This is a genomic window from Anabaena azotica SJ-1, assembly GCF_047275885.1.
Taxonomy (GTDB): domain Bacteria; phylum Cyanobacteriota; class Cyanobacteriia; order Cyanobacteriales; family Nostocaceae; genus Trichormus_B; species Trichormus_B azotica_A.
The window spans coordinates 4,424,813-4,451,444 of record NZ_CP178454.1 but is presented as its reverse complement, the minus strand read 5'-3'; the positions used below and the strand labels follow the sequence as shown (position 1 = coordinate 4,451,444).

18 protein-coding genes are annotated in these 26,632 nt (G+C 38.7%); 7 read left to right on the top strand and 11 right to left on the bottom strand.

Annotated elements, in window-relative coordinates; translation table 11 throughout:
• Positions 1-40: 40 nt before the first annotated feature.
• Entirely contained in the window at positions 41-1,726 is a 1,686-nt protein-coding gene (kdpA, locus tag ACLLO5_RS19445; RefSeq protein WP_413172131.1) for a potassium-transporting ATPase subunit KdpA, read from the bottom strand.
• 873 nt (positions 1,727-2,599) lie between these two features.
• Between kdpA and ACLLO5_RS19440 the strand changes: the two genes are divergently transcribed.
• From ACLLO5_RS19440 to ACLLO5_RS19425, 4 genes are all read left to right on the top strand, one after another.
• On the top strand, positions 2,600-3,538 hold the full coding sequence (locus ACLLO5_RS19440) for a DMT family transporter (RefSeq protein ID WP_413172130.1): 939 nt from the start codon (positions 2,600-2,602) through the stop codon (positions 3,536-3,538).
• A gap of 468 nt (positions 3,539-4,006) precedes the next feature.
• A complete protein-coding gene (locus ACLLO5_RS19435; protein ID WP_413172129.1) occupies positions 4,007-5,674 on the top strand; it encodes an alpha/beta hydrolase in 1,668 nt (555 codons plus the stop codon).
• A 140-nt stretch (positions 5,675-5,814) separates the two neighbouring features.
• Complete coding sequence (truB, locus tag ACLLO5_RS19430; protein WP_413176137.1) at positions 5,815-6,690, top strand: tRNA pseudouridine(55) synthase TruB; 876 nt, start codon at positions 5,815-5,817, stop codon at positions 6,688-6,690.
• Between the two features lie 326 nt (positions 6,691-7,016).
• Entirely contained in the window at positions 7,017-7,817 is an 801-nt protein-coding gene (locus tag ACLLO5_RS19425; protein WP_413172128.1) for a DUF928 domain-containing protein, read from the top strand.
• Between the two features lie 9 nt (positions 7,818-7,826).
• Here ACLLO5_RS19425 and ACLLO5_RS19420 read toward each other — a convergent pair whose 3' ends face one another.
• The 9 genes from ACLLO5_RS19420 to ACLLO5_RS19380 all read right to left on the bottom strand — a co-directional run bounded on the left by ACLLO5_RS19420 (position 7,827) and on the right by ACLLO5_RS19380 (position 18,516).
• Positions 7,827-8,123 carry a hypothetical protein gene (locus ACLLO5_RS19420; RefSeq protein ID WP_413172127.1) on the bottom strand — a complete coding sequence of 99 codons (297 nt, stop codon included), beginning with the start codon at positions 8,121-8,123 and terminating at the stop codon, positions 7,827-7,829.
• Between the two features lie 34 nt (positions 8,124-8,157).
• Complete coding sequence (locus tag ACLLO5_RS19415; protein WP_413172126.1) at positions 8,158-10,281, bottom strand: ATP-binding protein; 2,124 nt, start codon at positions 10,279-10,281, stop codon at positions 8,158-8,160.
• 427 nt (positions 10,282-10,708) lie between these two features.
• The gene (locus ACLLO5_RS19410; protein ID WP_413172125.1) at positions 10,709-12,793 is read right to left on the bottom strand and encodes a TonB-dependent receptor plug domain-containing protein; all 2,085 of its coding nucleotides are present in this window, start codon (positions 12,791-12,793) and stop codon (positions 10,709-10,711) included.
• Between the two features lie 325 nt (positions 12,794-13,118).
• Complete coding sequence (locus ACLLO5_RS19405) at positions 13,119-14,429, bottom strand: energy transducer TonB (RefSeq protein ID WP_413172124.1); 1,311 nt, start codon at positions 14,427-14,429, stop codon at positions 13,119-13,121.
• A gap of 57 nt (positions 14,430-14,486) precedes the next feature.
• Positions 14,487-15,404, bottom strand: coding sequence for a tetratricopeptide repeat protein (locus ACLLO5_RS19400; RefSeq protein ID WP_413172123.1), 918 nt, complete (start codon positions 15,402-15,404; stop codon positions 14,487-14,489).
• 86 nt (positions 15,405-15,490) lie between these two features.
• Complete coding sequence (gene petJ / locus ACLLO5_RS19395; RefSeq protein ID WP_413172122.1) at positions 15,491-15,826, bottom strand: cytochrome c6 PetJ; 336 nt, start codon at positions 15,824-15,826, stop codon at positions 15,491-15,493.
• A gap of 274 nt (positions 15,827-16,100) precedes the next feature.
• Positions 16,101-16,439 (bottom strand): cytochrome c6 PetJ, encoded by a 339-nt coding sequence (gene petJ, locus ACLLO5_RS19390; protein WP_413172121.1) that lies wholly within the window; start codon positions 16,437-16,439, stop codon positions 16,101-16,103.
• Between the two features lie 291 nt (positions 16,440-16,730).
• Positions 16,731-17,222 carry an N-acetyltransferase family protein gene (locus tag ACLLO5_RS19385; protein ID WP_413172120.1) on the bottom strand — a complete coding sequence of 164 codons (492 nt, stop codon included), beginning with the start codon at positions 17,220-17,222 and terminating at the stop codon, positions 16,731-16,733.
• A 124-nt stretch (positions 17,223-17,346) separates the two neighbouring features.
• Positions 17,347-18,516, bottom strand: a complete 1,170-nt coding sequence (locus tag ACLLO5_RS19380) for an RpoD/SigA family RNA polymerase sigma factor (protein WP_413172118.1) — start codon at positions 18,514-18,516, stop codon at positions 17,347-17,349.
• Between the two features lie 751 nt (positions 18,517-19,267).
• Here ACLLO5_RS19380 and priA point away from each other — a divergent pair.
• The 3 genes from priA to galK all read left to right on the top strand — a co-directional run bounded on the left by priA (position 19,268) and on the right by galK (position 24,376).
• Positions 19,268-21,802, top strand: coding sequence for a primosomal protein N' (gene priA / locus ACLLO5_RS19375; protein WP_413172117.1), 2,535 nt, complete (start codon positions 19,268-19,270; stop codon positions 21,800-21,802).
• A gap of 287 nt (positions 21,803-22,089) precedes the next feature.
• The gene (locus ACLLO5_RS19370) at positions 22,090-23,199 is read left to right on the top strand and encodes a M24 family metallopeptidase (RefSeq protein ID WP_413172116.1); all 1,110 of its coding nucleotides are present in this window, start codon (positions 22,090-22,092) and stop codon (positions 23,197-23,199) included.
• Positions 23,200-23,323: 124 nt separating this feature from the next.
• Positions 23,324-24,376, top strand: a complete 1,053-nt coding sequence (galK, locus tag ACLLO5_RS19365) for a galactokinase (protein ID WP_413172115.1) — start codon at positions 23,324-23,326, stop codon at positions 24,374-24,376.
• A 191-nt stretch (positions 24,377-24,567) separates the two neighbouring features.
• On the opposite strand, the gene ligA is transcribed toward galK, so the two are convergent.
• Positions 24,568-26,622, bottom strand: a complete 2,055-nt coding sequence (gene ligA / locus ACLLO5_RS19360) for an NAD-dependent DNA ligase LigA (RefSeq protein WP_413172114.1) — start codon at positions 26,620-26,622, stop codon at positions 24,568-24,570.
• Between the last annotated feature and the right edge of the window lie 10 nt (positions 26,623-26,632).

Here is a 26,632-nt window from a genome sequence, read left to right as displayed (position 1 = left end):
CTTAACTGTCACCTGTCACCTGTCACCTGTCACCTACCTTCTAACTTCCCGAAGCTAGTTTAAAACCTTCGGCTATGGGTCCTAAAGCTAAAACGGGGAAGAAAGTGAGAACTCCCAAAATAATAGTTACGCCAGCGGTGACGGTGGTAAACAGTAGGGAATCGGTTCTGAGAGTACCACGGGTTTCTGGTGCTTTTGGTTTATGGGACATACTATCAGCTAAGAGGAGCATGGCAATAATGGGAATGTACCGCCCTGCTAAAATGCTGAAACTTGTGCTTAGGTTCCACCACAAAGTGTTATCTTTTAATCCTTCTAAGCCTGAACCGTTATTAGCGGAGGCTGAAGCATATTCATAAACTACTTGAGAAATGCCGTGAAAGCCTGGGTTGCTGATTCCTGATAGGGAAATAGGATATGCTAGGGCGATCGCACTAGGAATCAAAACTACAATCGGGTGAATCAGTAAGACTACGCTGGCCAAAACGATTTCTTGTTGTTCAATTTTGCGCCCGAAAATTTCTGGAGTCCGTCCTACCATTAACCCGGTGATAAAAACAGTGAGAATTAGGTAAATAAATAGGTAGGCTGTTCCTGTTCCTTGTCCACCCCAAATAATTTGCAAAAACATATTAAATAAAGTCGAAAATATGCCAGAAGGCATCAGGGAATCCTGCATTCCATTCACAGCACCGCACATAGTAGCGGTAGTGGCAACAGCCCATAATGCTGTTTCTGCCCAGCCAAATCGTAGTTCTTTACCTTCTAAATTTGGTAATTCTACACCCAAGGCATTATTAATTAGGGGATTTCCTTGTAGTTCACCTGCTGCTGTAATCCAAATTAAAACTACGAAGATGATAAATACCGTCCAAAATAGCAACCAAGTTTGTTTGAGATTATTGGCAAATACGCCATAGGTGTAAATTAAGGATGTGGGAATAGCTAACATGGCGATAATTTCTATCAAGTTCGCAGCGCCATTAGGATTTTCAAAGGGATGGGCAGAATTCGCACCAAAAAAGCCGCCTCCGTTTTCACCTAACATTTTAATCATTTCAAAGGAGGCTACTGGCCCTCTAGCAATATATTGGGTTCCACCTTCTAAGGTTTGAACAACCAGAGTTTCGTTTAATGTTTGTGGTACACCAAGGGCTATAAGTGCGATCGCCCCAATTATGGAAAGGGGTAATAATATCCGCGTAATCGCACGGGTGATATCAACATAAAAATTCCCTAGCTTTCTTCCTGTCAACCCCCGAATAAAAGCTATACCTACGGATAAACCAGTAGCTGCTGAAGTGAACATCAAAAAACCTAAAGCTGCTGATTGGCTAAAGTAGCTTAAGGTTGTTTCCCCGGTGTAATGTTGCTGGTCAGTGTTAGTTAAAAAAGAGATGGTCGTGTGTAGCAATATATCCCATGGAGGTGTACCAAATCTGTTAGGATTCCAAGGTAATAATCTCTGAAAAGAGATTAGTGCATACACAGAAATACCCATGACTAAGTTACTATATATTACTGCTCGAATATACTGCCAAACAGTCATTTCCTCTTTTTTACGGACTCCTGCTAGTATATAAAGAATCTTCTCTATCGGGTTCAGGATCAAGTCAAGTATTGTGTTTTCTCCCAAGAAGACACGGGCTATGTATCTACCTAATTTGGGAGTAATTAATACGACAATAGATAGCGTTAACGCAATTTGTAAAAAACCTTGTCCCATGTACTTTTTACTCGATTAAACTTAAATTTTATAAAACTACTGCACAAAATATTAGTTCTTAGTCAGCACTATGGCTATAGCTTACGTGACAACATAGGAGTCATAACCCAAGCTGTGCTATCAGAAGGATAAAGGCTGCATTATTTCCGTTACTAGCCACCTTACACTTTTGAATGGGGTTGTTAATGGGGGAATGACTCCTGTAATAATATTTACTCTCACCTCAATGATTGAATTTGAGTGTAATTTTCTGATTAATCATTTTTTTTCTACCTACTTTGCGTAGTTTCCGTAAATTTAGATAAAATTTTATGCTACTTGATTTATTCCCTCAACAGTTAGATATTTTGACACAAGATTTGCAATTAATTAAATTGCATGTTAGATATAATTTCTGACTGTTTCCCATACATATTATTAATCTGATTCTATATATACAGGTATAAAATATATATTCACAGATATAAATTATCGGCAAAGTATGATCACGTCAATAGAGAAATATAGCTGGATTTGTGATAGCTTAGATCAGGTAGCCATACTTACTCTCTCCGAGACACTACGCGAACTTAGAGGCTTTTAACAAGGAATAGGGAACAAGAAAATAATGTGTATAATTAATGGAGAGAGCGATCGCCACCCAAACAAGATTATTTATACCAGAATATATTGATTAATTAAACTGGATTTAGAGCATATTTATAAAATAAATATAAAATAAATATTAAGCAGCGTGCGTTACTTACAACTATTTCAGGATTTAGGAATTTGAGAAAGTAAGAATTAGCCATAACGCACCCTAAAATTTAAAGAATTAGGGTTTCTGTTTATTTTAAATAGTTGCTCTCTTTACGCTGTACTAAATATAAATGAATGATGCATCAAACTTCCGGTCGCTGGCGTTTAGGACTAGGTTTATCCTTTCTAACGGTTTTTTTATGGGGTATTCTACCAATTGCCCTCAAGGTAACGCTACAAGCACTAGATGTCTATACTGTCATTTGGTTTCGCTTTTTGATGTCGTTTGTATTGCTGACCATTTATTTATCTGTGCAGCAAAAATTACCAAGTTTAGAACAATTACAGGCTAATTCTCGCAAATTATTAGCAATAGCAACAATATTTTTAGCAGCTAATTACTTTTTCTTTATGCAAGGTTTAGCATTAGCAGGTGCTGTTAATGCTGAAGTTATAATTCAGTTAGCCACCGTTTTATTAGGTTTTGGTGGTTTGATAATTTTTAAAGAGCGTTATACATTACGACAATGGTTTGGTGTTAGCGTCTTAACTTTAGGTTTTTTGCTATTTTTTAAAGCTCAATTAACGAATTTAATCACAGCACAGGGACAATATGTTTTAGGCAGTGGATTAATAGTCATAGGCGCAGTAGCATGGGCAATTTATGCCTTGACACAGAAGCAGCTATTACAATCTTTTTCATCCTCTAATATTATGCTCATAATTTATGGTGGATGTACTTTATTATTCACTCCTTTAGCAAAAATTAATACAATTTTTACGCTTGATATTCTTCATTTAGGAATGCTGTTATTTTGTGGATTAAATACTCTAATTGCCTATGGTGCTTTTGCTGAATCATTAGAACATTGGGAAGCTTCAAGAGTGAGTGCCATATTAGCTTTAGCTCCTCTGATAACTTTAATATCAGTTTGGCTAGTTGCAAATATTTTTCCTAATTTAATTACGCCAGAACATATAAACTTAATAGGAATTATTGGTGCATTGTTAATTGTTTCTGGTTCGGTAACTATTGCGTTGGGTAAATCTGAAAAAAAGAAGACAGAGGGATGAGGGAGATGAAGGGGGATATTTTTGTAAGCATTGACCCTTTTTTAATTAATTTTGGGTGCAAGCCCCCACTGATTGCAATTTTTAATTAATAATTTTTAATTAATAATTTTTAATTTTTAATTGGAGCAAAGCGACTTGACTCCTACATCGTCACGTAAGCTATAGAAATAGTTCTGAATTCCTACTATATGTCAAGTTATTTGATATTATCCAAAGCTACTAAATAGACACTGAGGTAAAGCATTTTTGAGTTTGTTAGGATTTTAAGGTGAAAAATCTCAAAAACATCCAGAAATCTCAGCGAACGAATAGTATATAAATTAATCAATATAATCAACAGGGTGTCTGAATAACTACCAAATTTAACGCCTCGCTAAACAACGTCACTGAAACATTTGAGCGATGAATAGTTTGTTTGGTAATTGGGCCAGCAGCCTGAGAAAAAATTCTCTATTGCTGGTACTTTCAATGCTGCTGCCAACATTGGGAATTAGTAATTCTGTCATGGCCGCAGAAAAAATCTATGCTTCTTATTCTATACTAGAAATTCCCATTCCCGTGATTAGTTTGGAAACTTATGTAAAAACGGGAGTAATTGATGATGAGTTAGCAATTTATCAGCAGTATATTTCATTTCAACAACTGCAAGAATTACGGCAAATTTTACTGAGGTCTGTAAAAATTAGTCCGGCTGTTGCTGCACAATTTCTTCACACGCAACAAGGAGAATTCCTACTGCGACGTTTAGCAGAAGTAATAAAAACTAAATCTTTGCCACCTGAATCAGAATTCGATGCTTTACGTGATGCGATTATCGCTGCATCTGGTGAACCGGAAGGCTTGACTTTATTAAATTTGTTACGGAAGTATCCCAGTAGCACTGTTTATCTTCAGTTAGCTGATAGTTTAGAAATAGCTGGTAAACTGGAACAACTAATTAGTGAAACTAATCAAGCGATCGCCGCAATTCAAAAGTTATCAAATATCGAAGCTGGTAATATTCAAAATGTAAATTTATTGCCATTGCCAGATTTACAAACTGAAGGAAATTTCAAATCAAAGAAGTACACGCTGGAATTTTTTGACTCTACCCGTAATCGGCGTTTGTTCACAGATGTTTATATTCCTAATGTTCACCATCCCACACCAGTAATTGTGATTTCTCATGGCTTAGGTTTAGACAGCAGTAACTTTCGTTATTTAGCTCATCATTTGGCTTCTCGTGGATTAGTTGTTGTTGTTCCTAATCATCCAGGTAGTCAGGATCAAAAATTGCCACGCCAGCCATCTCTCATTAAAAGTAATACGGGTAAAGTTATAGAGGCTGGTGAATTTTTAGATCGACCTTTAGATATAAAATACGTATTAGATCAACTCCAAAAATCTAACCAATCTGATCCAATTTTTAAAGGTAAATTAAATCTGGAACAAGTGGGAGTATTTGGTCAATCTTTTGGTGGTTATACTGCTTTAGCTTTAGCAGGTGCAAAGATTAATTTTGCACAGCTAGAACAAGATTGTCAACCAGATGCGCTGCAAGATACCTGGAATATGTCTTTACTGCTGCAATGTCGCGCTTTAGAATTACAAACGAAGTCCAGGCAAAAATATAATTTTAATCTCCGGGATAAAAGAGTTAAAGCTGCAATAGCTGTTAATCCCATCACTAGCTCTATTTTTGGTCAAGTTGGCTTGAACCAAATTCAAACTCCTGTCATGTTTGTTGGTAGCAGTGAAGATACTGTTGCACCTGCTTTATATGAGCAGATTTTACCGTTTTCCTGGTTAACTAATCCCCACAAATATCTGGTTATGCTTGTGGGTGGAACTCATTTTTCTACTATTGGTAATAGTAATTCTGGTAGTAAGCAAGTCCCCTTACCTACAGATATGATTGGTAATGCTTCCCAAGCGCGTAGTTATATAAATGCGTTTAGCTTGTCGTTTTTCCAAACCTATGTTTCTCAAAAGCCACAATATATTTCCTACCTGAATGCAGGTTACGCGAAAACTATTTCTAGTCAGTCTTTGGGGTTGAGTCTTGTGCAGTCTTTGAATAGTCAAGAATTCGCTTCAGTATTAGGTAGTAATATTCAGGAAGTTATCCCCGAAAAAAAAAACTTCCTACAACCATAATCAGGTTTGGATTTTGGATTTTAGATATTGGTGTATCCTTGCTTCATGTCATGATTTTTTTGTGATGTGTTTTTAATCTCTTCATCTTGCTCACTCCATCGAATATAATTAATTACGAATTACGAATTACCAATGATTTTGTGCAGGGTTTTCTAAATTTAAACAAACCTGATGGCTGGACTTCCCACGACTGCGTAGCGCGGGTACGTAAACTCTTGCGTCTAAAACGGGTGGGACACGCAGGAACTTTAGATCCAGCAGCTACTGGGGTTTTACCGATCGCTTTGGGTAAAGCTACTAGATTATTACAATACTTGCCTGGTGATAAAGCTTATCAAGCTACTGTTCGTCTTGGTGTACGTACAACTACTGATGATTTAGAAGGGGAAGTGATTGCTTCTCAACCTTGTGCTGGGTTAAGTTTGGCGGATATAAAAACAGCACTTTCACAGTTTACAGGTAAAATTGAGCAAATTCCCCCTAGTTATAGCGCCATTCAAGTTGATGGACAACGTTTGTATGATTTGGCACGAAAAGGGGAAATGGTGCAAGCACCAACGCGAACAGTAGAGGTTTTAAATATAGAGGTTTTAGACTGGCGTGATGGGGATTTTCCAGAATTGGATTTGGCGATCGCTTGTGGTGCAGGAACTTATATTAGAGCGATCGCACGTGATTTAGGTGTAGTTTTAAATACGGGTGGCACTCTCGCTGCTTTGATCCGAACAAAAAGCAGTAGTTTTTGCTTACAAGACAGTGTAACCCTCACAGATTTAGAAACCCAACTCCAAACTGGGACATTTACACCCATACCCGCAGATACAGCTTTACAAGCGTTACCATCTGTAAATTTACTGGGAACATTTGCCAAAAAATGGTGTCAAGGTCAGCAAGTACCTGTAGATATTGATTTGTTGGGACTGGTAAGAGTCTATGAAGAAACCCGCTTTTTAGGTATTGCCCAAATCCAAGACCATATCTTGATTCCCCAAATGGTTTTTGAACCTATTTCTTAGTTTCAAAGTCAGCATTCAGCTTTTTCAGGATAAAGCGCAAAAGACCTAATTGATAATTAACAAAGTTCTCAAAAATTCTCACTCCTGATAACGGATAACTGAATTCTTACTATCTTCTTCTTTCTTCTCTTCGCGTCCTTTGCGTCTTTGCGGTTTATTTAATCAGTATTCATCTAGTGGGAAGGGAGTATCTGGAAAAATCAGATGTGATTGTCGAGAGTGGAAATACACAATTTTCACCCTATCAGCAGCGATATTTTTGTGTAACTACGGAATTGGCTTTTCTGAATGTGAATTTTAAATAAAGTATTAAGGGCTATGTTAGTATGATGAATTTCCAAAAGTATATTAATACTGTCTTAAAAATTGTAGTTGGACTTTCTCCAGCCCTGATAATTTTATCAAATTTTTGTTTACCAACATTAGCCCAGTCCACTTCCAGTCCTAAACCTCCTCAACAACCTGACCGAGATAGCCCTGGAACTAGAGGTACAGCAGGATCAAGATTTGGTTTCCCATCTACCTCTGGCCGTGGCGCACCCAGCATAATAAGAGGAGGAGCAAGAAGAGGAAATTCTTGTGTGACAACTAAGAATGAAAAACTATCTCTCACTGCTTTAATGCCTACTTGGAATAATGAAGGGCAAACGGTTTCTGAAAATCCAAATTTGTATGTATATGTTCCTAAAACCACTTCAAAACTTGGAGAATTTCTGTTGATAGATGACAAGGGAAATGAAGTTTATCAAACCAATTTTATCCCGCCTGAACAAGCAGGAATAGTCCAAGTTAGCATCCCCGCTACTGCTGCTCTCAAAATAGGCAAAAAATATCAATGGTACTTTACAATCATTTGTAATTCTGAAGACAGAAGTCAGGATGAATATGTATCTGGCTTATTGGAGCGAACTACACTAGGTTCATTGTTGAATCTTTCTCTTCAGCAAGCAGTACCTCTACAACGGGCTGAAATTTATGCAAAGAATAAGATTTGGTATGACACTATTAGTAATATTGCTCCCTTCCGTCAAGAGAATCCAGAAGCATGGGCAGAACTTTTAAGCTCAGTTGGTTTAGAGCAGTTTATTAATGAACCATTCGTTGAGTTGGGGACAGCAAAACCTTAATTTTTTTCCTTACTCCCAAGTTGCCACATCCCGTAAAACATGAGGAATTTCCCCTTGTGATAGGGGAAACTCTAACACTGTTTCTCTATATCCCAAATATCCCGATTCAGTAAAAGACATCAGCATTCGCGCTAGTGCTAACCACACATCAGATTCATATTCCCAATCACTATAACGTCTAGAACGACCAGCAATTGAACGTAACGCCCAAAAATAAGAATTTCTCACCACGGAGCCACCTTTTTTAAATTCAGGTAAATCCTCGTGGTGAAGAAATAAAACATTATTTTGAATTCTGGCTCGCATAGCAAATTTTAGGTTTTAGAAACAGGTTGTTTAACTATAGAACTGATAATTTTACAACAGACGTAACCAATTTTTCTGCGTTCAGCGGCTTGGATAAATGAATTTGATACCCTGCTTGTAGTGCTTGTTGCTGATCATAATCTCTAGCATAGGCGGTTAAGGCGATCGCCGGAATTTGTCCACCTGCTTCTGGGGTCAAAGTTCTCACGTGACGGATGAGCATATAGCCATCCATATCTGGCATACTAATATCGCTGACCAAAACATCCGGCTTTGCTTGGGTTAAGACTTGCAATGCTTCAAAAGCCGAAGATACTGCGATCGCTTCAGCCCCCTCTTCCTCTAATACCAAAACCACAAAATCTCGCGAATCAGCATCATCGTCAACAATTAAAACCTTCACACCATTTAGAGATAAGGATTTAGATGTCAACAATGAAGATTGATTTTCTGCATCTGGCATACTTAAGCCTTGATCTTGACTAAGCGGCAAACTAACAGTAAATATTGCTCCCTTCCCCTCACCAGGACTTTCCGCTTTGACGATACCGCCATGCATATCCACAATATTACGGACAATAGCTAATCCCAACCCTAATCCGCCAAATTGTCTCACAGAACTACTATCTGCCTGTTGGAAATAATCAAACGCATAGGGCAAAAAATCAAGACTAATTCCCTTCCCTGTATCACTAACTATGATTTGAGCATATCCATCAACCCGCCTTATTTGTACTTCTATCTTTCCCCCCTTGGGCGTAAATTTGACAGCATTAGAAAGGAGATTCCACACGACTTGCTGCAAACGAGTAAAATCACCCAGAATTATGCCCACATTTGGTTCAAAGATAGTATTTACCTCAATAGACTTAGTTTCTAATGCTAACCGCATCGTGTCTAAAGCAGACAATACTGTAGATTGCAAATTAATATTTGTAATCTTCAGCGTTAATTTACCCTGCAAGATTCTGGAAGTATCCAACAAATCATTAATCAATTGCACCTGCAACCTGGCATTGCGCTCAATCGTAGCTAATGCTTGTGATGTCTTTGCTGGATCAAAATTATGGGTTAGCAATAACTGAGACCACCCAAGAATCGCATTGAGTGGAGTGCGTAGCTCATGAGAAAGTACAGCCAGAAATTCATCTTTAATGCGATTAGCCTTTTCAGCTTTAGCTCGTGCAGTTTGTTCTAATTCCAGCAGATGCGCTCGTTCTTGTAGTATTTGTTTTTGTTCATCAATATCCGTACAAGTTCCAAACCATTTCACTACAAGACCTTGCTCATCTTTGAGTGGTAAGCCACGCCCTAACAGCCAGCGATAAGAACCATCAGCAGCCCGTTTGAAGCGATATTCATTTTCATATAAAATCCCCTTACCTACAGCATTTAACCACACTTGACCCGCACTTTCCACATCATCTGGATGCAACGCTGCCAACCAACCAGAACCCAAAGACTCCTCCAGAGTTAACCCTGTATATTCACACCAATTTTGGTTAAAATAATCACAATTTCCATCAGCATCAGCAGTCCACACAAGTTGGGGAATTGACTCAGCCAAATAACGGTATCGCTCTTCACTTTGTCTAAGAACTGCTAGAATGCGCTGACGCTCAGTGATTTCTTGTTGCAATTGCTCATTGTATTTAGTAATCTCATTGGTACGAACAGCAACCAAATCCTCCAAATGATTTTGGTATCTTCTCAATTCTTCCTCTATCCGTAACCGCTCAACTATTTGTATTTGCAGTTCTTGGTTTGCTTGTTCTAATTGAGCCGGACTTTTAAGTGCAAGAGCTTGAGGAACCAAAGGTATCAGTTCTATTGCCGTAATGAAAGATATTATTGCAGTTAGTGCTTTCACTAACCCCGATAGCCAATAAGTTGGATACCAAAGTGTCCAAATCTCGATGATGTGAGTAGTGCCGCAAGCTAAAATAAATCCACTAAATAGCAGAAATATCCAATGAAAAGGCAAATCATACCGTTTGCGGACAAAGTAAAACAGTGTAGCTGGAATAGAGTAATAAGCTAGAGCAATGACTAAATCAGATACTAAGTGTAACCAGACTAAATCAGTTTTCCATAAATAGCAGTGTCCGTGAGGGATAAACGGACCTGCTGTAAATAAATTAGTCCATAATTCTGACATAAATGTAACTTTTGTTTAATTAAAAATTAATGCTATGAATTTTTTTTGTCCTACCGTACTTGTTATGCTAAATCACCAGTCTGAAAGAGGGAACTCTTAACAGGGTAAAAAAGCAATGTTTTGTAATAATGTTCAAAATTATGGCTTGTTTCTTATGCATACTCAGCTTTCCGATATTTTTCGCCTTAATTTTGCATACCAGGTACTGAAGAATCAATCTTTTTACTAGCAACTGATACTTTTATTGTTATTGCTCTTTCATTTGTAAAAAACGTTATTTAAAATACTAGAAATTATTGATTGCATAACAATATGCTTCAGCGAAGTCTACAATTCAACATTTACAGTTATCCTTCACTGAACCATATTCTCTGATAACCTACACCTCACACCCATTCTAAACAGATAAATTGATGTTTAACTGAAATTAGATATTTGCAGTTACACCCAAACGAAAAGTAAACCCAGGACTGTAAATCCGATTCACTCGTTCATATTGCTCACCTAATAAATTTTCTAAGTAAACAGTCACACCTAAATTTTTACTGACAGGAATGCGTCCACTTAAATCTAAATTCACAAAAGAGGGTGAAAAATCTGTATTTTTATCACCACCAGCAGTATTAGTAAAAACAGAACGACGAGTACCACTATTATAAGTCAAATACAAATTAGCTTGCCATCCTGAATTTTGATAACCAATCCCAGCTTGTAGTAAGGAGTAGGGAATTAGACCTAATTGCAACCCTTTTTCTGTTCCCGTTTTAATTTGGGCATCAGTATAAGTGTAGTTCACAAAAGTAGACCAATCACGCGCTATTTTTAATTGCAACGCGGCTTCTAAACCATTGGTATCTACCAAACCAATATTTTCCCATCTGCCGCTAATTATTCCTAAGCGATTATCTAAACTACTGCCAAAATAAGTAAACTGTCCTAACAAATTATTAGACAATTTGACATCCAATCCCGCAGTCCAAGTAGAACCAGTTTCTGGTTTTAAATCTGGGTTAGGATCCCAACCATGAACGGTATCATAAACATATAATTGATCTAAACCTGGATTACGTTGCGCCCCAGCCCAACTACCACGGACTGCAACGGCTGGATTAATGGCATAACGTAATCCCACACTAGGATTAAAATAATTACCAAACTGTCCATCAAAGCTTTGTCTTAACCCTAAATCAACTAACAAAGCATCACTAATATTCCAAGTATTCACAGCAAATAAAGCCGTATTTAAAACATTCCGATTTTCTTTTTCATTCTTATCAATTCGATTAGGGGCTGTACTCAAAACATCCCCCTTCAAATCAGTATTTTTTAAATCTACACCCCAACGTAATTGATTATTAGGGCTGAGTTTCCATTCATGATCAACTCTAGCTGTAATTTGTTGGGTATCTAAAACTCCTGTGCGATAAAATGTTGCTCCAGTCGGTCCATAAGTGCTAAAGTAATCTTGGTTATAACCAATTGTTGTGGTTAAATTGGATTCTTCTCCTCTTCCAAGTTTAGTTTTCCAAGATAAACCAATATTTAGACCATCATGATCAAGCCGGTCTTTTTGTAAAGGAAAACCAAAATAAATTAAACCCCGACGACTGCTGAGTGTAGTTACATCTAAGTTCAAAGAATTTTTAGCATCTAAATCTAATCCAATACTGCCAAAATAGGTACTGGTTGATGTATCAGCATTTGATAAAAATCCTTCAGAATCACGATTTGCTGCACCAACGGGAACACGGTAACGGTTATCTATAAAGTATCTCTCAAAACTAAAGTTGTATTTGACTTTATTAGCTGAACCAGCATAGCTTATCTGTTGGTTATTAAAATTTAATGAACCAAATTCTGCATGACCAGTTAATTTTGGCGCACTATAACCTTGTTTTGTGATGATATTAACTACTCCTCCAAACGCTGAAGAACCATATAAAGAGGTAGCTGCACCGCTATATAATTCAACTCTTTCAATGGACTCAATGGGAATGCTATTTAAGTCAGTTGCACCATGATAAGTGTTGATGTTACTATTAATTGGTCTGCCGTTAATTAAAAATACAGACTGATTTATGGATGCACCCCGGTAGTATGTACCTGTGTGGATGTCTGCACCATGACCAACATCATTAATTGCAAAACCAGGCATTTTTTTTAAAACATCAGCAACACTATTAGCACCTTGCTTTTGAATATCTTCTTTTTCAATTACATAAGTGGGTGTAGATTCGGGTAGAGCGTCTTTTTCTCCAATAGCTTCTAGAGAAATGTCTGCATCATCGGTGGGAGTTAAATCTTCTTCTGCTTGAGTTTCTTTCTCAATTTCATTTGCTGGAGGCTGTTGAGTTAATAGTTCAGCATTGGTGGCGGGTAGTTCAATTTCACTTAAACTAGAAATGTCTGAATTTCTTCTATTTTTCTCATTATCATTCTCAGCAGCCACAGCAGGAAAAGCCACCAGTAAACTTAGTAAAGAAACTGGCAGAAAAAAAAGACTTTTATTCATATTTTTGGACTCACACCTGATAAACACAAATGTAAGAATTTTCTCTATTTATCAGAAAATTGTCAAAAGACAAGCTGTCATATTTCCATCCACTTTATCTATTTTGTCTGGAATGTATAGGTAATTTACGTCCTGGACAGAACCCTTACTTATTAAAGAAGTCAGAGATATTTTAAGATCAGAACTTACGAAACTGGCATATTAATAGGGTGTATCAGATATATAAATTGGTTAGTTTCAACAGATTTTCAACATCTAATTCACCCTCCAAGAGATATTGAGTGTGACACTTGCGGAAGTCTTAAAGATGTTGGAATCTTCTGTTTTAATTACTATTTTCTGAATTTTGATTTGACTCAGGGGTGTTGGTAGCTGAAGGTGCTGGTGTTTCAGGTGTAACAATAGGAGTCGTTATTTTTAAGTTGGGTTTTGGAGATTCTGTTCCTGTCTGTCTTTTGCGTTGACGTTTTTGAAGTTGACGATGACGCTGTGATCCTTTGATAGCAAAATTAACTGAAGCTCGCACTCCTTGTCTACCACCATCTGTAGGTTTTAATTTCCACTCTTGTGCAGCTTGTTGAGCAGCTTCATCTAGTTCATTATCTCCACTAGAACGAATTAACCGCACAAAGGTGACAATACCATTAGCATCTGTATCCAGAGCAACTTCTGCTTGACCTTCTATACCACGTCGTCTGGCTTTATCTGGATATTTAATATCACATCTAATACAATCGGCTCGATTTAATTTTGAACCATTTTCTTTGGGAGGTTTTGGTGCTGTTGCTACTGGTGTTTCTTCTTTTTTTGGTTTATTCTCAATTTCATTACCGACACCATTTCCAGTACCGTTACCTGCTCCGTTCCCATTTCCAGTACCGTTACCTGCTCCGTTCCCATTTCCAATACCGTTACCTGCTCCATTCCCATTTCCAGTACCTTTATTGAAACTATTTTTTAACCGATTACCTAGAAGAGTACCTGAATTATTTCCACTAGATAAAGTTCTAGAGTTGGTGTTGGAATTAAAAGTTGCTAGAGTTGTTAATTTTGGTGCTTCAACATTTGAAGGTTTTGTGTTGGGTATTTCAGTTTGCTCAGATGTGGGTTGAGTCGTTGCTGGTGTGTCCAATTTTTCACTGAATTTTTCTATGGGTGGTTTTGTCGTCAATTCAGGAGTGGTTTTTTGTATGGGGGTAGGTTTTTCTGTAAGTGCTGTTGTCGCAAGTTTAGTAACAGTTGGCGTTTGCGGTTTTTTGAAGATAAAGCTATGAGTGGTTTTTGGTTGGGGTTGTTTGACTATAGGTGTGCTGGAGGGGGTTTGTGCTGAAATAGGATTTTTAGCGTTGTTATTACTACCACTGCGACCACCTCCTCCTCCACCAGAATTTATTTTTGGTGAGGATTTTTGTATTTCTTGTTGTGGGGTTATTTGTTGAGGGACATTTTCAATTATTGTAATTTCAATGGGTTGATCTTTGGGTTGAGAAATTTTTTGTAGAAATTTGCTAATACCTAATAAAGCCAAGATGCTTATATGTAATGCTAATGAACCGATAAAACTGAATAGCAGAAAAGATTTCAATGCTTCTGATTCTTTTTTTCGCTGTTTTAAAACAACGCTGTAAAAACCCATATTTTATTAGTAGGTGCGATATTTTTTAAGTATAATAGCATATATCAAATGTTAAGGTTATGCGGTTGCTGATGTTGATAATATTTCTTGTTGAACAATTTTAAGCAAGTCTAAAGTTTTCTGGGAAGCAAGTGTTTGTTCTTGTTTTGCAAAGTATTTAGATGCTTGTTGTAAGTCAGCGATCGCTCTTTGATAATATTCTAAGTTATAGTTAGCTATTCCTCTGTTTAGATAAGCTAGAGCATGACTATGATTGAGTCTGATAACTTGGGAAAAATCATGCCTTGCTCCCAGATTATCACCTATACGTCCACAAATGCAACCTCGGTTAAAATAAGCTCTATCATCATCAGGGTTTAATTCAATTGCTAGACCAAAGTCTTGCATAGCTGCTGATAAATTTTGCAAATCAAAATAAGCTAAACCTCTGTCATTATATATATCTGATAATAATACATTATTGTCTGGAGTAATATTGCTTAAAGCCTGGTTATAATCAATTATGGCTTGGAAATAATTCCCTTGTTTGGCAAAAGTGATACCCCGATTATAGTAAGCGCGGAAATCATCAGGTTTTATAGTCAGTGCTTGATTATAATCGGTAATAGCATCTAGATAATTACCTGTTCTGTATTTTGCTAATCCCCGATTGAGATAAGCTTCTGAGTCATCAGTTACTAAATTTAATGCTTGGGTACAATCTGCGATCGCTTGCGGGTAATCTTGTAGTTGCAGGTAAGCTAAACAGCGATTTTTGTAGGCTGCTGTATACTGATTTTGCATTTTAATAGCCAAATTAAAATATTCAATAGCAGCTTGGTAATTCTCTTGCTGCATTTGTTTTACACCCAATTTAAATAAATCAGTTGCTGTAATTTCGCTGTTAGTAACAGCTAATGAATGGGCAGTGGGAGTGATAAATATTAAAGAAAAAGCCATAATGGCACTGAAAATTAATCGCCAGAAATAAATCATAAACATCTCCTTTGATAATTTCAGTATGATAAAATTAGCGGGACAAAAAGCCCCGCACATTGTAAATTAGTCAAATGCTAATTAACTTACTTACCCCAGTTATTGCCTGCTTGTTCAAGTACATAAGCAGCTACATTTTCAATTTGGGCGGATGTTAACCGTTTACCAAAGGCTGGCATAGCATTTTTACCATTTGTAACTTGAGCAATAATTTTTTCTGCTGAGTACATACCGTACTTTTCCAAATCTGCTTGGCTCAAGGTTTTAGCAGGATTCACTGCATTCTTACCGCCCAAATGACAAGCATTACAATTAGCTGCAAATACGGCTTTTCCAGCAGCATCAGCTGCCAAAGCGGGACTACTGAAGGCAAATGTGAAGATGGTGATGCCTAACAGTATTACTGAAATAATCTTTTTCATCTCGTGTTCTCTCTACAACAATCGCTGATTAGGTGCAATATTCCTCCTAATTTTCTTTTGATTAAGTTGTATTAGTCAAACGACAGGCTGTAAAACTTGGAGTTAATACTTGAGAATTTGGGATTGATTGATTGTGATATCAAGGGTTGGCGAAAGATGTAAAATTATGTAAAGGAAAGAAGTCACAAGTCATACAGATCCCCGACTTACAAAATAAGTTGGGAATCTATTTAATTAACCTTTCAGGCTTAATTGTATTAACGGACGGACAAACTTATTTTGCCCAACCAGCATCTGCTTGTTCAATGACGTAAGCCGCTACATTTGCAATTTCGTCAGTTGTTAGATTATTTTTGAATGCTGGCATAGCATTTTTACCATTTGTAACTTGAGCAATGATAGCTGCTTCTGAGTAAATATTGTACTCTTGCAAATCTTCCTTGCTCAAGCTTTTGGCAGCATTAACTAAATTTTTGCCACCTGCATGACAAGAAGCACAATTAGCTGTAAATACTGCTTTTCCTGCTGCTGTATCTGCTGCTAAAGCAGGATTACTGAAGGCAAAAGTGAAGATAGTAATGCCTAACAGTAATACAGAAATTATCTTTTTCATTTTGTGTTCTCTCTACAACAAACAATTGCTGATTGGGAGCAATCTGCTCCATAATCCTCTTTTGATTGTGTTCTATTAGTCAGAATACAAACTGTTAAATTTGAACTTAATTATTGAGGTGAATAGATTAATAGCTTGTCATTTCAAGGTTTTTAAGGCAATGTTAATTTATAGTGAATAAGATTTTCGGTTTTTCAGTACCTAATATGTAAAATCAAGTCTAAAAAATCTCGTCAAGCTTACTATACCTAAAAAACAAGCTATAATTTTGAACATTTTTGGAACAAATTTTTATTGATTTGCTAATTGTGTTAATCCTTCCTCAGTAACGCGACAAATTCGCCAATTTTCTAAAATATCTGCTCCTATGTTGCGGTAGAATGTTTGTGCGGAAATATTCCAATCTAAAACGCTCCACTCTAATCGTCCACAATTACGTTCTACAGCTGTTTTGGCTAATTTAGTCAGGAGTGCTTTACCAATACCTTGCCGTCGATATTCTGGTAAAACAAATATATCTTCGAGATAAAGTCCTGGCTTGGTGAGAAAAGTTGAATAATTATGAAAAAATAAGGCAAAACCCACCGGTTGACCTGCAATTTCGGCTAAGATTGCTTCTATATATTTTGGTGAACTAAATAGATGGTCTTTCAATGCTTGAGCGTTACCAGTAACAGCATCAGATAATTTTTCGTATTCTGCTAATCCTTGAATCAATTCAAATAGTATGGTGCAATCACTGGGTTCGGCAAAACGCACAATTAAATCGCTATGGGATGTCATTAGTTTTGAGTCTATAGTCCACATTCCATAGTGTATAGTTACATTCGGTAATAGGGAACAGTTAACAGTGAACAGTGAACAGTAAAAATACCGCTGACTGATAACTGATAACTGAACTAATGACTCATATCAGCCACCCTTTTAAACGTTTAGCTATGTGGGGACGGCGTAATTTTCGCATGGCTTTACTTTGAATTTGGCGTACTCGTTCACGGGAAAGGTTGAACATATTACCAACTTCTTCTAGGGTGCAGGGTTCGCTGGTTGTTAGTCCATAGCGCAGAGAGATTACGTCTTTTTCTCGTGGGGTGAGGACATCTCCTAAGACTTCCCAAATCTCCTGACGCATCATGTTTTCGTTCATTTTTGCTTCTGGGGATTGGTTATCTTCGTCTTCTAGTAAGTCCATTAATTCGGTGTCTTCTTCTTTACCGACACGGTGGTTAAGGGAGAGTGCTTGACGACGCAGTTGTTGGAGTTGACGCAGTTGTTGGACGCTAATTTCTAAGGCTGCGGCCATTTCTGCTTCTGAGGGGTTACGAGCTAGTTTTTGCTTGAGTTCGCGTTGAGCTTTTTTGAGTTTGTTAAGTTTTTCAACAATATGTATCGGTAAGCGAATGGTGCGGGCATCATTAGCGATCGCTCTTGTAATTGCCTGTCTAATCCACCAATAAGCGTAGGTTGAGAATTTATATCCTTTATCGGGGTCAAATTTTTCTGTAGCGCGGTTTAAACCCATTGCTCCTTCCTGAATCAAATCTAGAAAGGGAACTCCCCGGTTAAGATATCGTTTAGCAATAGATACTACTAGCCGTAAATTGGAGCGAATCATTTTTCGCTTGGCTACCCGTCCTTGATATAAGCGGCTTTCTAGTTGTTTTTCTGTCATCTCAAACTTAGCAGCTACTTCGCTTTTGCTCGGTTGCTGTCCTTGTTCTTCTTCTAAAGCCGCTTGTAAGTCTTTTACTTCTTCTAAAAACCTAACTCGTCGCGCTAATTCTACTTCTTCATCAGGTTTGAGGAGGGGATAACGCGCCATTTCTTTGAAAAAAGCGCCTACAGCATCGTCATGTTCGGTTTTATTGTATCCCGAAGGACGAGCGGCGGCCATTTCGTCGCCATCGCGTTCATCTAACTCCAAATTTTCTATGATTGAAGAGTCTTCAAATACTACTGCTTCTAAACTATCTAGTGATGGTTCTTCATGATCAGCAGCAGTCTCTAGTATTTCCATTGTTCCCAATTCAGCAAGATTCATAGTTTCCTTTCGGGATTGTTGCTTTGTTTGGTACATAATTTAGTGATAGCTGCTCGTGTGAGGATTGGTAGTTTCCCTAAGAGTCAAATACACTCTTTTACTTGGCCAAATACTATTTTCTTGAAAATTCCAGAGTCGGAATAAAAATCTGTATCTGCCTGTCATGTTGTGGTTACTTTTAGATACAACTTATATGGTCTTTGCACCCAAAATACCATCTTTTTCCACTACCAGCAGACATATTCCTCATTTTTTCCCTAATCACCAACTATGTCAAACCCCCTCAAACATTCTCAACCTTAACAAATATAAAAATTCCATCTAAACAGTCTATACTCTTAAATTTTCATATATTTCCTAAATTTTGTTTGATTTAGAGGATAGATGAAGGATCGAAGTAAATGCTTCCCAAACAATACAAATTACAAAAATGATAGCTTAAAATCCGGATAATCTTGATTGTATAAAAGCATCTCATATTGAAAAACCATTGAATATCTATCAATAGGTGGAAAAACCATACTCCCTATTTAGTAGATAAAACAATCATTTTTTCACATTTAATATACTTTCATTTGTGTAGTTAGCATCAAATATTTATTGCACGTACTGTGGAAAATAATTTGTCTAGTAGATTACACAAATAAAAACTTATCAAGTATGGTTGGTAATAAAAGTATTGCTAAATACCGTTTGTCTGTAGTAAAGTAGGAAATTAAAGTTAAGTAAGTTGGCGTAATTTTTCTCCAGCTAGGTGAGTAAATATCTATTAAAAAAACTAGGAATTATGTATATTAAGGATGTAAGTTTATCTTCTATGGCTGTAGCTGAACCTGGTGAGTTATACCAGTCGAAAACAACTTTTCATCGCTGGATTGAAGTGCTTGTAGATTGTCCGGGAAGCTCAGACTTATTTACATATAAATTACCAGCACAGTTAGAAATCAAACCAGGGGATATTCTGACTGTTCCGTTTGGGGCGCAACAGGTCGGTGCGATCGCTATTCGTTTCTTGTCTCAACCACCGGCAGATTTAGCACCAGAGAAAATTCGAGAAGTAGAAGATGTGGTCAGCAGAGGTTTTTTCCCTAGCACCTATTGGGAATTACTCAATCGCATCGCCGCTTATTACTATACACCCTTAATTCAGGTCATTCGGGTGGCTTTACCACCGGGTTTATTAGGGCGATCGCAACGTCGTTTGCGTCTGACATCCTTGGGAAGAGATCAAGATGTCTTTAGTAATACTTCTATTTTTATGTCACCAACAGCGCAGCAAGTTTTACAACTCTTGCAAAAGACCTCTACAGGTGACTATAGCTATTACTACATTCAACAAAAAGTGAAATCTGCTTATCGGGGAACTCGTGAATTAATCCGTTTGGGATTAGCAGAAAACTACCTAGAACCGCCACGACTAAATCAACCAAAGCTGCAAAAAGCAGTCACCTTATTAGACCATAATGATGAAGATTTAAGCACCCGACAAAAAGAAATTGTGGAAGTGCTACGGCGATATGGAGGTGAGTTATGGCAAAGTGAATTATTACAAACTTGCAGCACTAGTACCTCTACTTTGAAAGCCTTAGAAAAAAAAGGCTATATCGTCATTGAAGAACGGGAAATATTACGGAGAGAACAAAGTCCCTTGATGGCTGGAGATCAAGCTAAATCTTTAACAGATGCCCAAACTGATGCTCTAGAAAGAATAAAATCTTTAGATGGATTTGCTCAAGTTTTATTACATGGGGTGACAGGTTCAGGAAAAACTGAGGTTTACTTACAAGCGATCGCACCCTTACTTAACCAAGGTAAATCCGCCCTGGTTTTAGTTCCCGAAATTGGACTCACACCCCAACTCACAGATAGATTTCGCGCCCGCTTTGGTAACAAAGTCCAAGTTTATCACAGCGCCCTCTCCGACGGTGAACGCTACGATACATGGCGACAAATGTTCACAGGTGAAGCCCAAGTAGTCATCGGGACACGCAGCGCCATTTTTGCCCCTTTACCCAACTTAGGTTTAATCATCCTAGACGAAGAACACGACAGCAGTTTTAAGCAAGATTCTCCCATCCCTACCTACCACGCCCGTACAGTCGCCCAATGGCGTGCAGAATTAGAAAATTGTCCCCTCATTTTAGGTTCAGCTACCCCCTCCTTAGAAAGTTGGGTGAGTGTTGGTAGTACCCCACCCCCTAACCCCCTCCCCGCGAGCAAGGAGGGGGGACCGGATTCTCTTTATCTTTCACTTCCTGAACGCATCAATTCCCGGCCATTACCACCTGTCGAAATTGTGGATATGCGTCGTGAGTTACAAGAGGGAAATCGTTCTATATTTAGTAGATCGCTGCAAGAAGCCCTAGAACAGCTAAAAGAGAGAAAACAACAAGGGATTTTATTTATTCATCGTCGTGGACACAGTACCTTTGTTTCTTGTCGTAGTTGTGGTTATGTGCTGGAATGTCCAAATTGTGATGTTTCTTTGGCTTATCACCATGTCGAAGAAGGCGCACCACAGTTATTAAGATGTCATTATTGCAATTATGGGCGATCGCATCCCCCCCATTGTCCCGAATGTAGTTCCCCTTACCTCAAATTCTTTGGTAGTGGTACTCAACGAGTAGCGCAAGAACTCAACAAACAATTTCCTCACCTGCGTTTAATTCGCTTTGATAGCGATACCACCCGCAATAAAGGCTCACATCGTAACTTACTCACTCAATTTGCAAACGGTGAAGCAGATTTATTAGTAGGTACACAAATGCTCACCAAAGGTTTAGACTTACCGCAAGTTACCCTTGTGGGTGTAGTTGCGGCGGATGGGTTACTACATTTATCAGATTATCGCGCTAATGAACGTGCATTTCAAACTTTAACCCAAGTTGCAGGAAGGGCGGGAAGAGGAGAAGATCCGGGAAGGGTAATTGTACAAACCTACACCCCAGAACATCCAGTTATTGAAGCAGTTAAAACTCATGATTATCAATCTTTCTGTGATGCAGAATTAGCACAGCGTCAAGCCTTGAATTATCCGCCTATGGGTAGGTTAATTTTATTACGTTTGAGTAGTGTTGATCCGATTCAAGTCCAGAATACAGCCCAAATCATTGCCACAAATTTCAGCAGCCAGGAAGGATTGGAAATATTAGGCCCAGCACCAGCTAGTATTTTACGAGTTGCTAATCGTTATCGTTGGCAAATATTACTGAAATTTGCTGCTGAGTCCCTACCTACTTTATCAGATTGGCAGGAAATCCGGGCGCTTTGTCCTGCTTCCGTAAGTTTAACAATTGATGTAGATCCTATCAATATTATGTAAGCAAATTAGGGCTTGATTAATTTATCAGTAAATAGGATGAAAACCCCGGAATGCCTTATTTACAGCAGTTTTCACCTAGCTAGACCACATTAGAGACGTTGCATGCAACGTCTCTACAAGGGTTTTGAAGACTTCATAACCTCAGACAGACGTAGACAGACGCAGATAAATTTGATAATCATAGCAGTGGACATAATGATTAGGACATAAATTAATAATGAAACTCTGACTACAACAGGGTTTTACTCCTGACTCCTGCCATATTTGTATCTATGTGAGTTGTTTAGATGAACAAAGAAGTCTCCATAAAACTGGGGTTAATCAGGGAAACTATCTCTCAAACTGAAGTTGGGGGTGTGCGTCTACGTGGTACAGATTGGTTTGCTTGGGCTACTGCTGGTGCTTCTAATACTGTGTTGCTGACTGCGGAAACTGGTGTAGCAGAAGTTTTAGTCACAGGCCAAGACGCATGGATATTGACGGATGAAATTGAAGCCCAGCGTTTAAAGGATGAAGAATTACCAACTAATTTTAAACTACACATCAATCCGTGGACTGATGCTGCTACTCGTGAGGCTTTTGTCCGTGATGCTACAGATGGAGAAACGGTAATCAGCGATATTTGTAACAACTGGAAGTGCGATCGCTCAACTCATTTAGAGCAACCAATACCCCACTCTCTACAACAACATAAGCGGGTATTATTGCCAACAGAGTTAGAAAGATATCGTCAAGTAGGACAACAAGCCAGCGCAGCCATGACAGAAGTGCTACAAGCTGCCCAACCTACTTGGACAGAATATCAATTAGCCGGTGCGGGTGCAGAAGCTTTGTGGGCGAGAGGATTGCATCCATCTGTGATCTTGGTAGCTGGGGAGAGGCGTTTACCTTTATATCGTCATGCTACACCCACAGGAGAAAAAATTGGACGGCAAGCAATGCTGGTATTTTGCGCGAGAGGGTATGGATTGTATGCCAACCTGACACGATTTGTTTGTTTTAGTAGCCTGACAAATGATGAAGCCGAATTACATCGTCATGTCCGGGAAATAGAAGCCGAAATACTTTCCTTATCTCAAAGAAAAACTACTCTGGACACAATTTATCACGCCCTAGCTCAAGCATATAAACAACATGGATTTCCTCATGCTATCCATGAACATCACCAGGGGGGGACTACAGGGTATTTAGCCAGAGAAATTGTAGCTACTCCATTGACAAAAGAGTTTTTAACAGAAAACATGGCGATCGCTTGGAATCCCAGTTTAAAAGGCGCGAAAGTAGAAGATACGTTTGTGATTCTCAAAGATGGAAACTTAGAAAACCTGACTTTTGATCAAAATTTTCCTAGTGTTGAGGTCAAAGGAAGATTACGGGCTTTACCCTTGGAAAAATAATACTAATTAGGGTTTGCTGAATGTAGAGAGGGAGATGAGAAGCAGGGGAGCGGTATTTTTGGTGTTAGTCTTCAAAAGTTAAAAAGCTTACTCCAGATGCCTGGTAGTTTATCAGAGAATAATTATGGATTTCCAACAAATATTTAATCAACCACCTGAAACCCAAGCCAGCGCACCAGGACGAGTCAATTTACTTGGTGAACATACCGACTACAACGATGGTTTTGTGCTGCCAACAGCGATTCCTCAACAGACAACGGTACAAGTAGGTTTCAGTAATGATGGACAACACCAACTGTATTCAGAAAATCTCCAAGAGCGTGCGAATATTTTAGAAATTCATCATACACCTTCTGGTTTCGCCAGTTATATTTTTGGTTGTATTGAAGTTTTGAAACAGGCAGGATATACCATTCCTTCGCTGAATGTGTATGTCAAATCTTCAGTTCCTATGGGTGCTGGCTTATCTAGTAGTGCAGCCTTGGAAGTAGCAACACTCAGGGCAATTCGTCAACTTTTGGATTTACCAATTGATGACGTGGAAATTGCCCAATTGGCACAACAAGCAGAAATTCACTATGCGGGCGTACAATGCGGCATCATGGATCAAATGGCTTCTAGTCTTGCTGACACTAAACATATTTTGTTTTTAGATACTCGCACTCTAGAACGTCGTGTGCTTCCTTTCCCCGACAAAACAACTATTTTAATTATAGATAGCGGTGTACCCCGCGCCTTGGCAACTAGCGGATATAACCAACGTCGTGCTGAGTGTCAACAGGGGGCGCATTTATTGGGAGTTCATGCCCTGCGAGATATTACTGTTGCTAAGGTGACAGAAAAATTACCAGAACCATTAAACCGTCGCGCTCGTCATGTGGTGACAGAAAATAACCGTGTTTTAGAAGTTTTGCAGGGAGTAACACCTGAGCGTTTTGGCGAATTGATGAATGCCTCCCATGCCAGTTTACGAGATGATTATGAAGTTTCTGTACCCGCGTTAGACACTTTGGTAGAGATTTTGCAGAAAACCCCAGGCGTATTTGGTGCAAGGCTTACAGGTGCTGGTTTTGGTGGGGCTTGTGTGGCTTTGGTTGCATTGGGTGAAGAAAAAGCGATCGCAACTCACGCTCTGGAACAATACAACTATGCTGGTTATACAGGACAAATTTTATAGCAGGAGGCAGGAGGCAGGAGTCAGGAGGCAGGAGTCAGGAGTCAGGAGTCAGGAGTCAGGAGGCAGGAGGCAGGAGTCAGGAGGCAGGAGTCAGGAGTCAGGAGTAAAACTGGCTTTGTGTATAAGTTTGAATTGAGATGTTGTACCTCCTAACTACGCAAACTGCTATAAATTAGATCTCGTTTGGCTAATCACTGATCATGTAAATCTAACATCTCTAATAACTGTGTTTCACTTAACTGAGAAATTCCCAGAGATTGGGCTTTTTCTAATTTAGAACCTGCGTCTGCACCTACAACTAAAAAATCTGTTTTTTTGCTGACGGAATCAGTTACTTTCCCACCAGCTTTTTGAATTAGTGCTTTTGCTTCGTCACGTTTTAAGGTGGGTAATGTACCTGTGACTACGAAAATTTTACCAGCCAAATTCGGATTGATTTCGCCTACTGGCTTTGCTTCTGCGGTGTTGGCTAATTGTAATCCGATGGCTTGGAGACGAGAAATTAAAGTTTGATTGGCATCATTACGAAACCACTGATAAACTGATTGGGCAATTTCTGCACCGATACCATAAACTCCTTCAATATCTGATTGTTTTGCGGTTGCTAATTGTTCAACTGTGGTAAATTTTTCAGTCAACAATTGAGCGTTAACGCTGCCAACATGACGAATTCCTAAACCGTATAATACTCTAGACCAAGGTTGATTTTTTGATTGAGCGATCGCACTCACTAATTTTTGTGCAGATTTTTGACCCATTCGTTCTAATGCACATAAATTTGATTCTGTCAAGTTATATAAATCGCCAACAGAACGCACTAACTCTTTATCTACCAATTGATGCACCAGTTTTTCACCCATACCTTTAATATCCAAGGCATCCCGACTTACCCAATGTTCAATTTCTCCTTTGAGAATAGCCGCACAGGAAGCATTTACACATCTTGTCACCGCTTCCCCTGATTCTCTCACCACCGCTTCATTACATACGGGACAATGGGTAGGCATAATGAATGGTGCGGTGTCAGCGGGACGGAGTTCTTTAATTACCCGTACCACTTCCGGGATAATTTCCCCAGCTTTGCGGACAATTACAGTATCACCGATGCGGATGTCTAATTGTTGAATGCGATCGCTATTATGTAAGGTAGCTCTAGAAACAGTAGTACCTGCTAATTGTACCGGGCGCATTTCCGCCAAAGGAGTTAAAGCTCCCGTTCTGCCCACATTAACAGTAATATTTTCTACACGGGTAGGCGCTTCCTCGGCTGCATATTTGAGTGCGATCGCCCACCGGGGAAACTTCTGTGTAAACCCCAATTGTTCTTGCAGCTTAAAGGTATTTAATTTTACTACAACCCCATCAGTCATATAGGGAGAATTTAACCGTTCAGTATCCCAATATTGGTAATATTCAGCAACTTCCCTAATCGAATGACACAGCCGATGGTTGGTATCAACACGAAAACCCAACCTTTGCAACAACTCCAAAGCTTCCCATTGAGTATTCGCGATACTTGCATCATCCATTCCCGGAATATGCAAAGTATAAGCAAAAAAATCCAACTGACGCTGTGCTACAATGCGGGAATCTAACTGTCTAAGTGTACCCGCCACCGCATTACGCGGATTAGCAAATAACTGCTCACCTGCTTTTTGTCTTTTCTCATTAATTTGTTTAAACACCTCCAAAGGTAAAAATACTTCTCCCCGTACTTCCACCTTTTCGATATTTTCCAACCCGTCAAAATTCAAACGTAGAGGAATAGAGCGAATAGTCCGTACATTTTGGGTAATATCTTCACCCATAACCCCATCACCCCTGGTTGCACCCCTCACCAGAACACCATTTTGGTAAGTTAGCGCCAAAGCAGCACCATCAATTTTCAATTCTGCAACATAGTCTACTTCTACAGGAGAATACTGAGGCGTTAAGTGTCTTCGCCAACGTTGTTCCCAACCTTGTAATTCCTCCACATTAAAAGCATTTTCCAAGCTATACAGAGGGATGTTATGCCGTACTGAGGTAAAATGCGTTGCAGGTCGTTCACCTACGCGCTGAGTTGGACTATCAGGAGTAACTAAATCCGGGTACTTAGTTTCTAATTCTTGTAATTCTCGATACAGTCTATCATAAACCGTATCTTCCATAACAGGTGCATCAAGAACATAATAAGCATAGCTGGCTTGCTGTAATAACCGACGCAATTCTTCTACACGCTTGGCTTCAGAAGTCATTTGTATCATGAGAAATATG

Bases quoted from the DNA above. Each gene is read 5' to 3' on its own strand.
- kdpA (WP_413172131.1), bottom strand. From the start codon at position 1,726: ATGGGACAAGGTTTTTTACAAATTGCGTTAACGCTATCTATTGTCGTA.
- ACLLO5_RS19410 (WP_413172125.1), bottom strand. From the start codon at position 12,793: ATGAATAAAAGTCTTTTTTTTCTGCCAGTTTCTTTACTAAGTTTACTG.
- ACLLO5_RS19385 (WP_413172120.1), bottom strand. From the start codon at position 17,222: ATGACATCCCATAGCGATTTAATTGTGCGTTTTGCCGAACCCAGTGAT.
- ACLLO5_RS19440 (WP_413172130.1), top strand. From the start codon at position 2,600: ATGATGCATCAAACTTCCGGTCGCTGGCGTTTAGGACTAGGTTTATCC.
- ACLLO5_RS19420 (WP_413172127.1), bottom strand. From the start codon at position 8,123: ATGCGAGCCAGAATTCAAAATAATGTTTTATTTCTTCACCACGAGGAT.
- ACLLO5_RS19370 (WP_413172116.1), top strand. From the start codon at position 22,090: ATGAACAAAGAAGTCTCCATAAAACTGGGGTTAATCAGGGAAACTATC.
- ACLLO5_RS19435 (WP_413172129.1), top strand. From the start codon at position 4,007: ATGCTGCTGCCAACATTGGGAATTAGTAATTCTGTCATGGCCGCAGAA.
- petJ (WP_413172122.1), bottom strand. From the start codon at position 15,826: ATGAAAAAGATTATTTCAGTAATACTGTTAGGCATCACCATCTTCACA.
- petJ (WP_413172121.1), bottom strand. From the start codon at position 16,439: ATGAAAAAGATAATTTCTGTATTACTGTTAGGCATTACTATCTTCACT.
- ACLLO5_RS19400 (WP_413172123.1), bottom strand. From the start codon at position 15,404: ATGATTTATTTCTGGCGATTAATTTTCAGTGCCATTATGGCTTTTTCT.
- ACLLO5_RS19380 (WP_413172118.1), bottom strand. From the start codon at position 18,516: ATGTACCAAACAAAGCAACAATCCCGAAAGGAAACTATGAATCTTGCT.
- priA (WP_413172117.1), top strand. From the start codon at position 19,268: ATGTATATTAAGGATGTAAGTTTATCTTCTATGGCTGTAGCTGAACCT.
- ACLLO5_RS19415 (WP_413172126.1), bottom strand. From the start codon at position 10,281: ATGTCAGAATTATGGACTAATTTATTTACAGCAGGTCCGTTTATCCCT.
- ligA (WP_413172114.1), bottom strand. From the start codon at position 26,622: ATGATACAAATGACTTCTGAAGCCAAGCGTGTAGAAGAATTGCGTCGG.
- ACLLO5_RS19425 (WP_413172128.1), top strand. From the start codon at position 7,017: ATGATGAATTTCCAAAAGTATATTAATACTGTCTTAAAAATTGTAGTT.
- ACLLO5_RS19405 (WP_413172124.1), bottom strand. From the start codon at position 14,429: ATGGGTTTTTACAGCGTTGTTTTAAAACAGCGAAAAAAAGAATCAGAA.
- galK (WP_413172115.1), top strand. From the start codon at position 23,324: ATGGATTTCCAACAAATATTTAATCAACCACCTGAAACCCAAGCCAGC.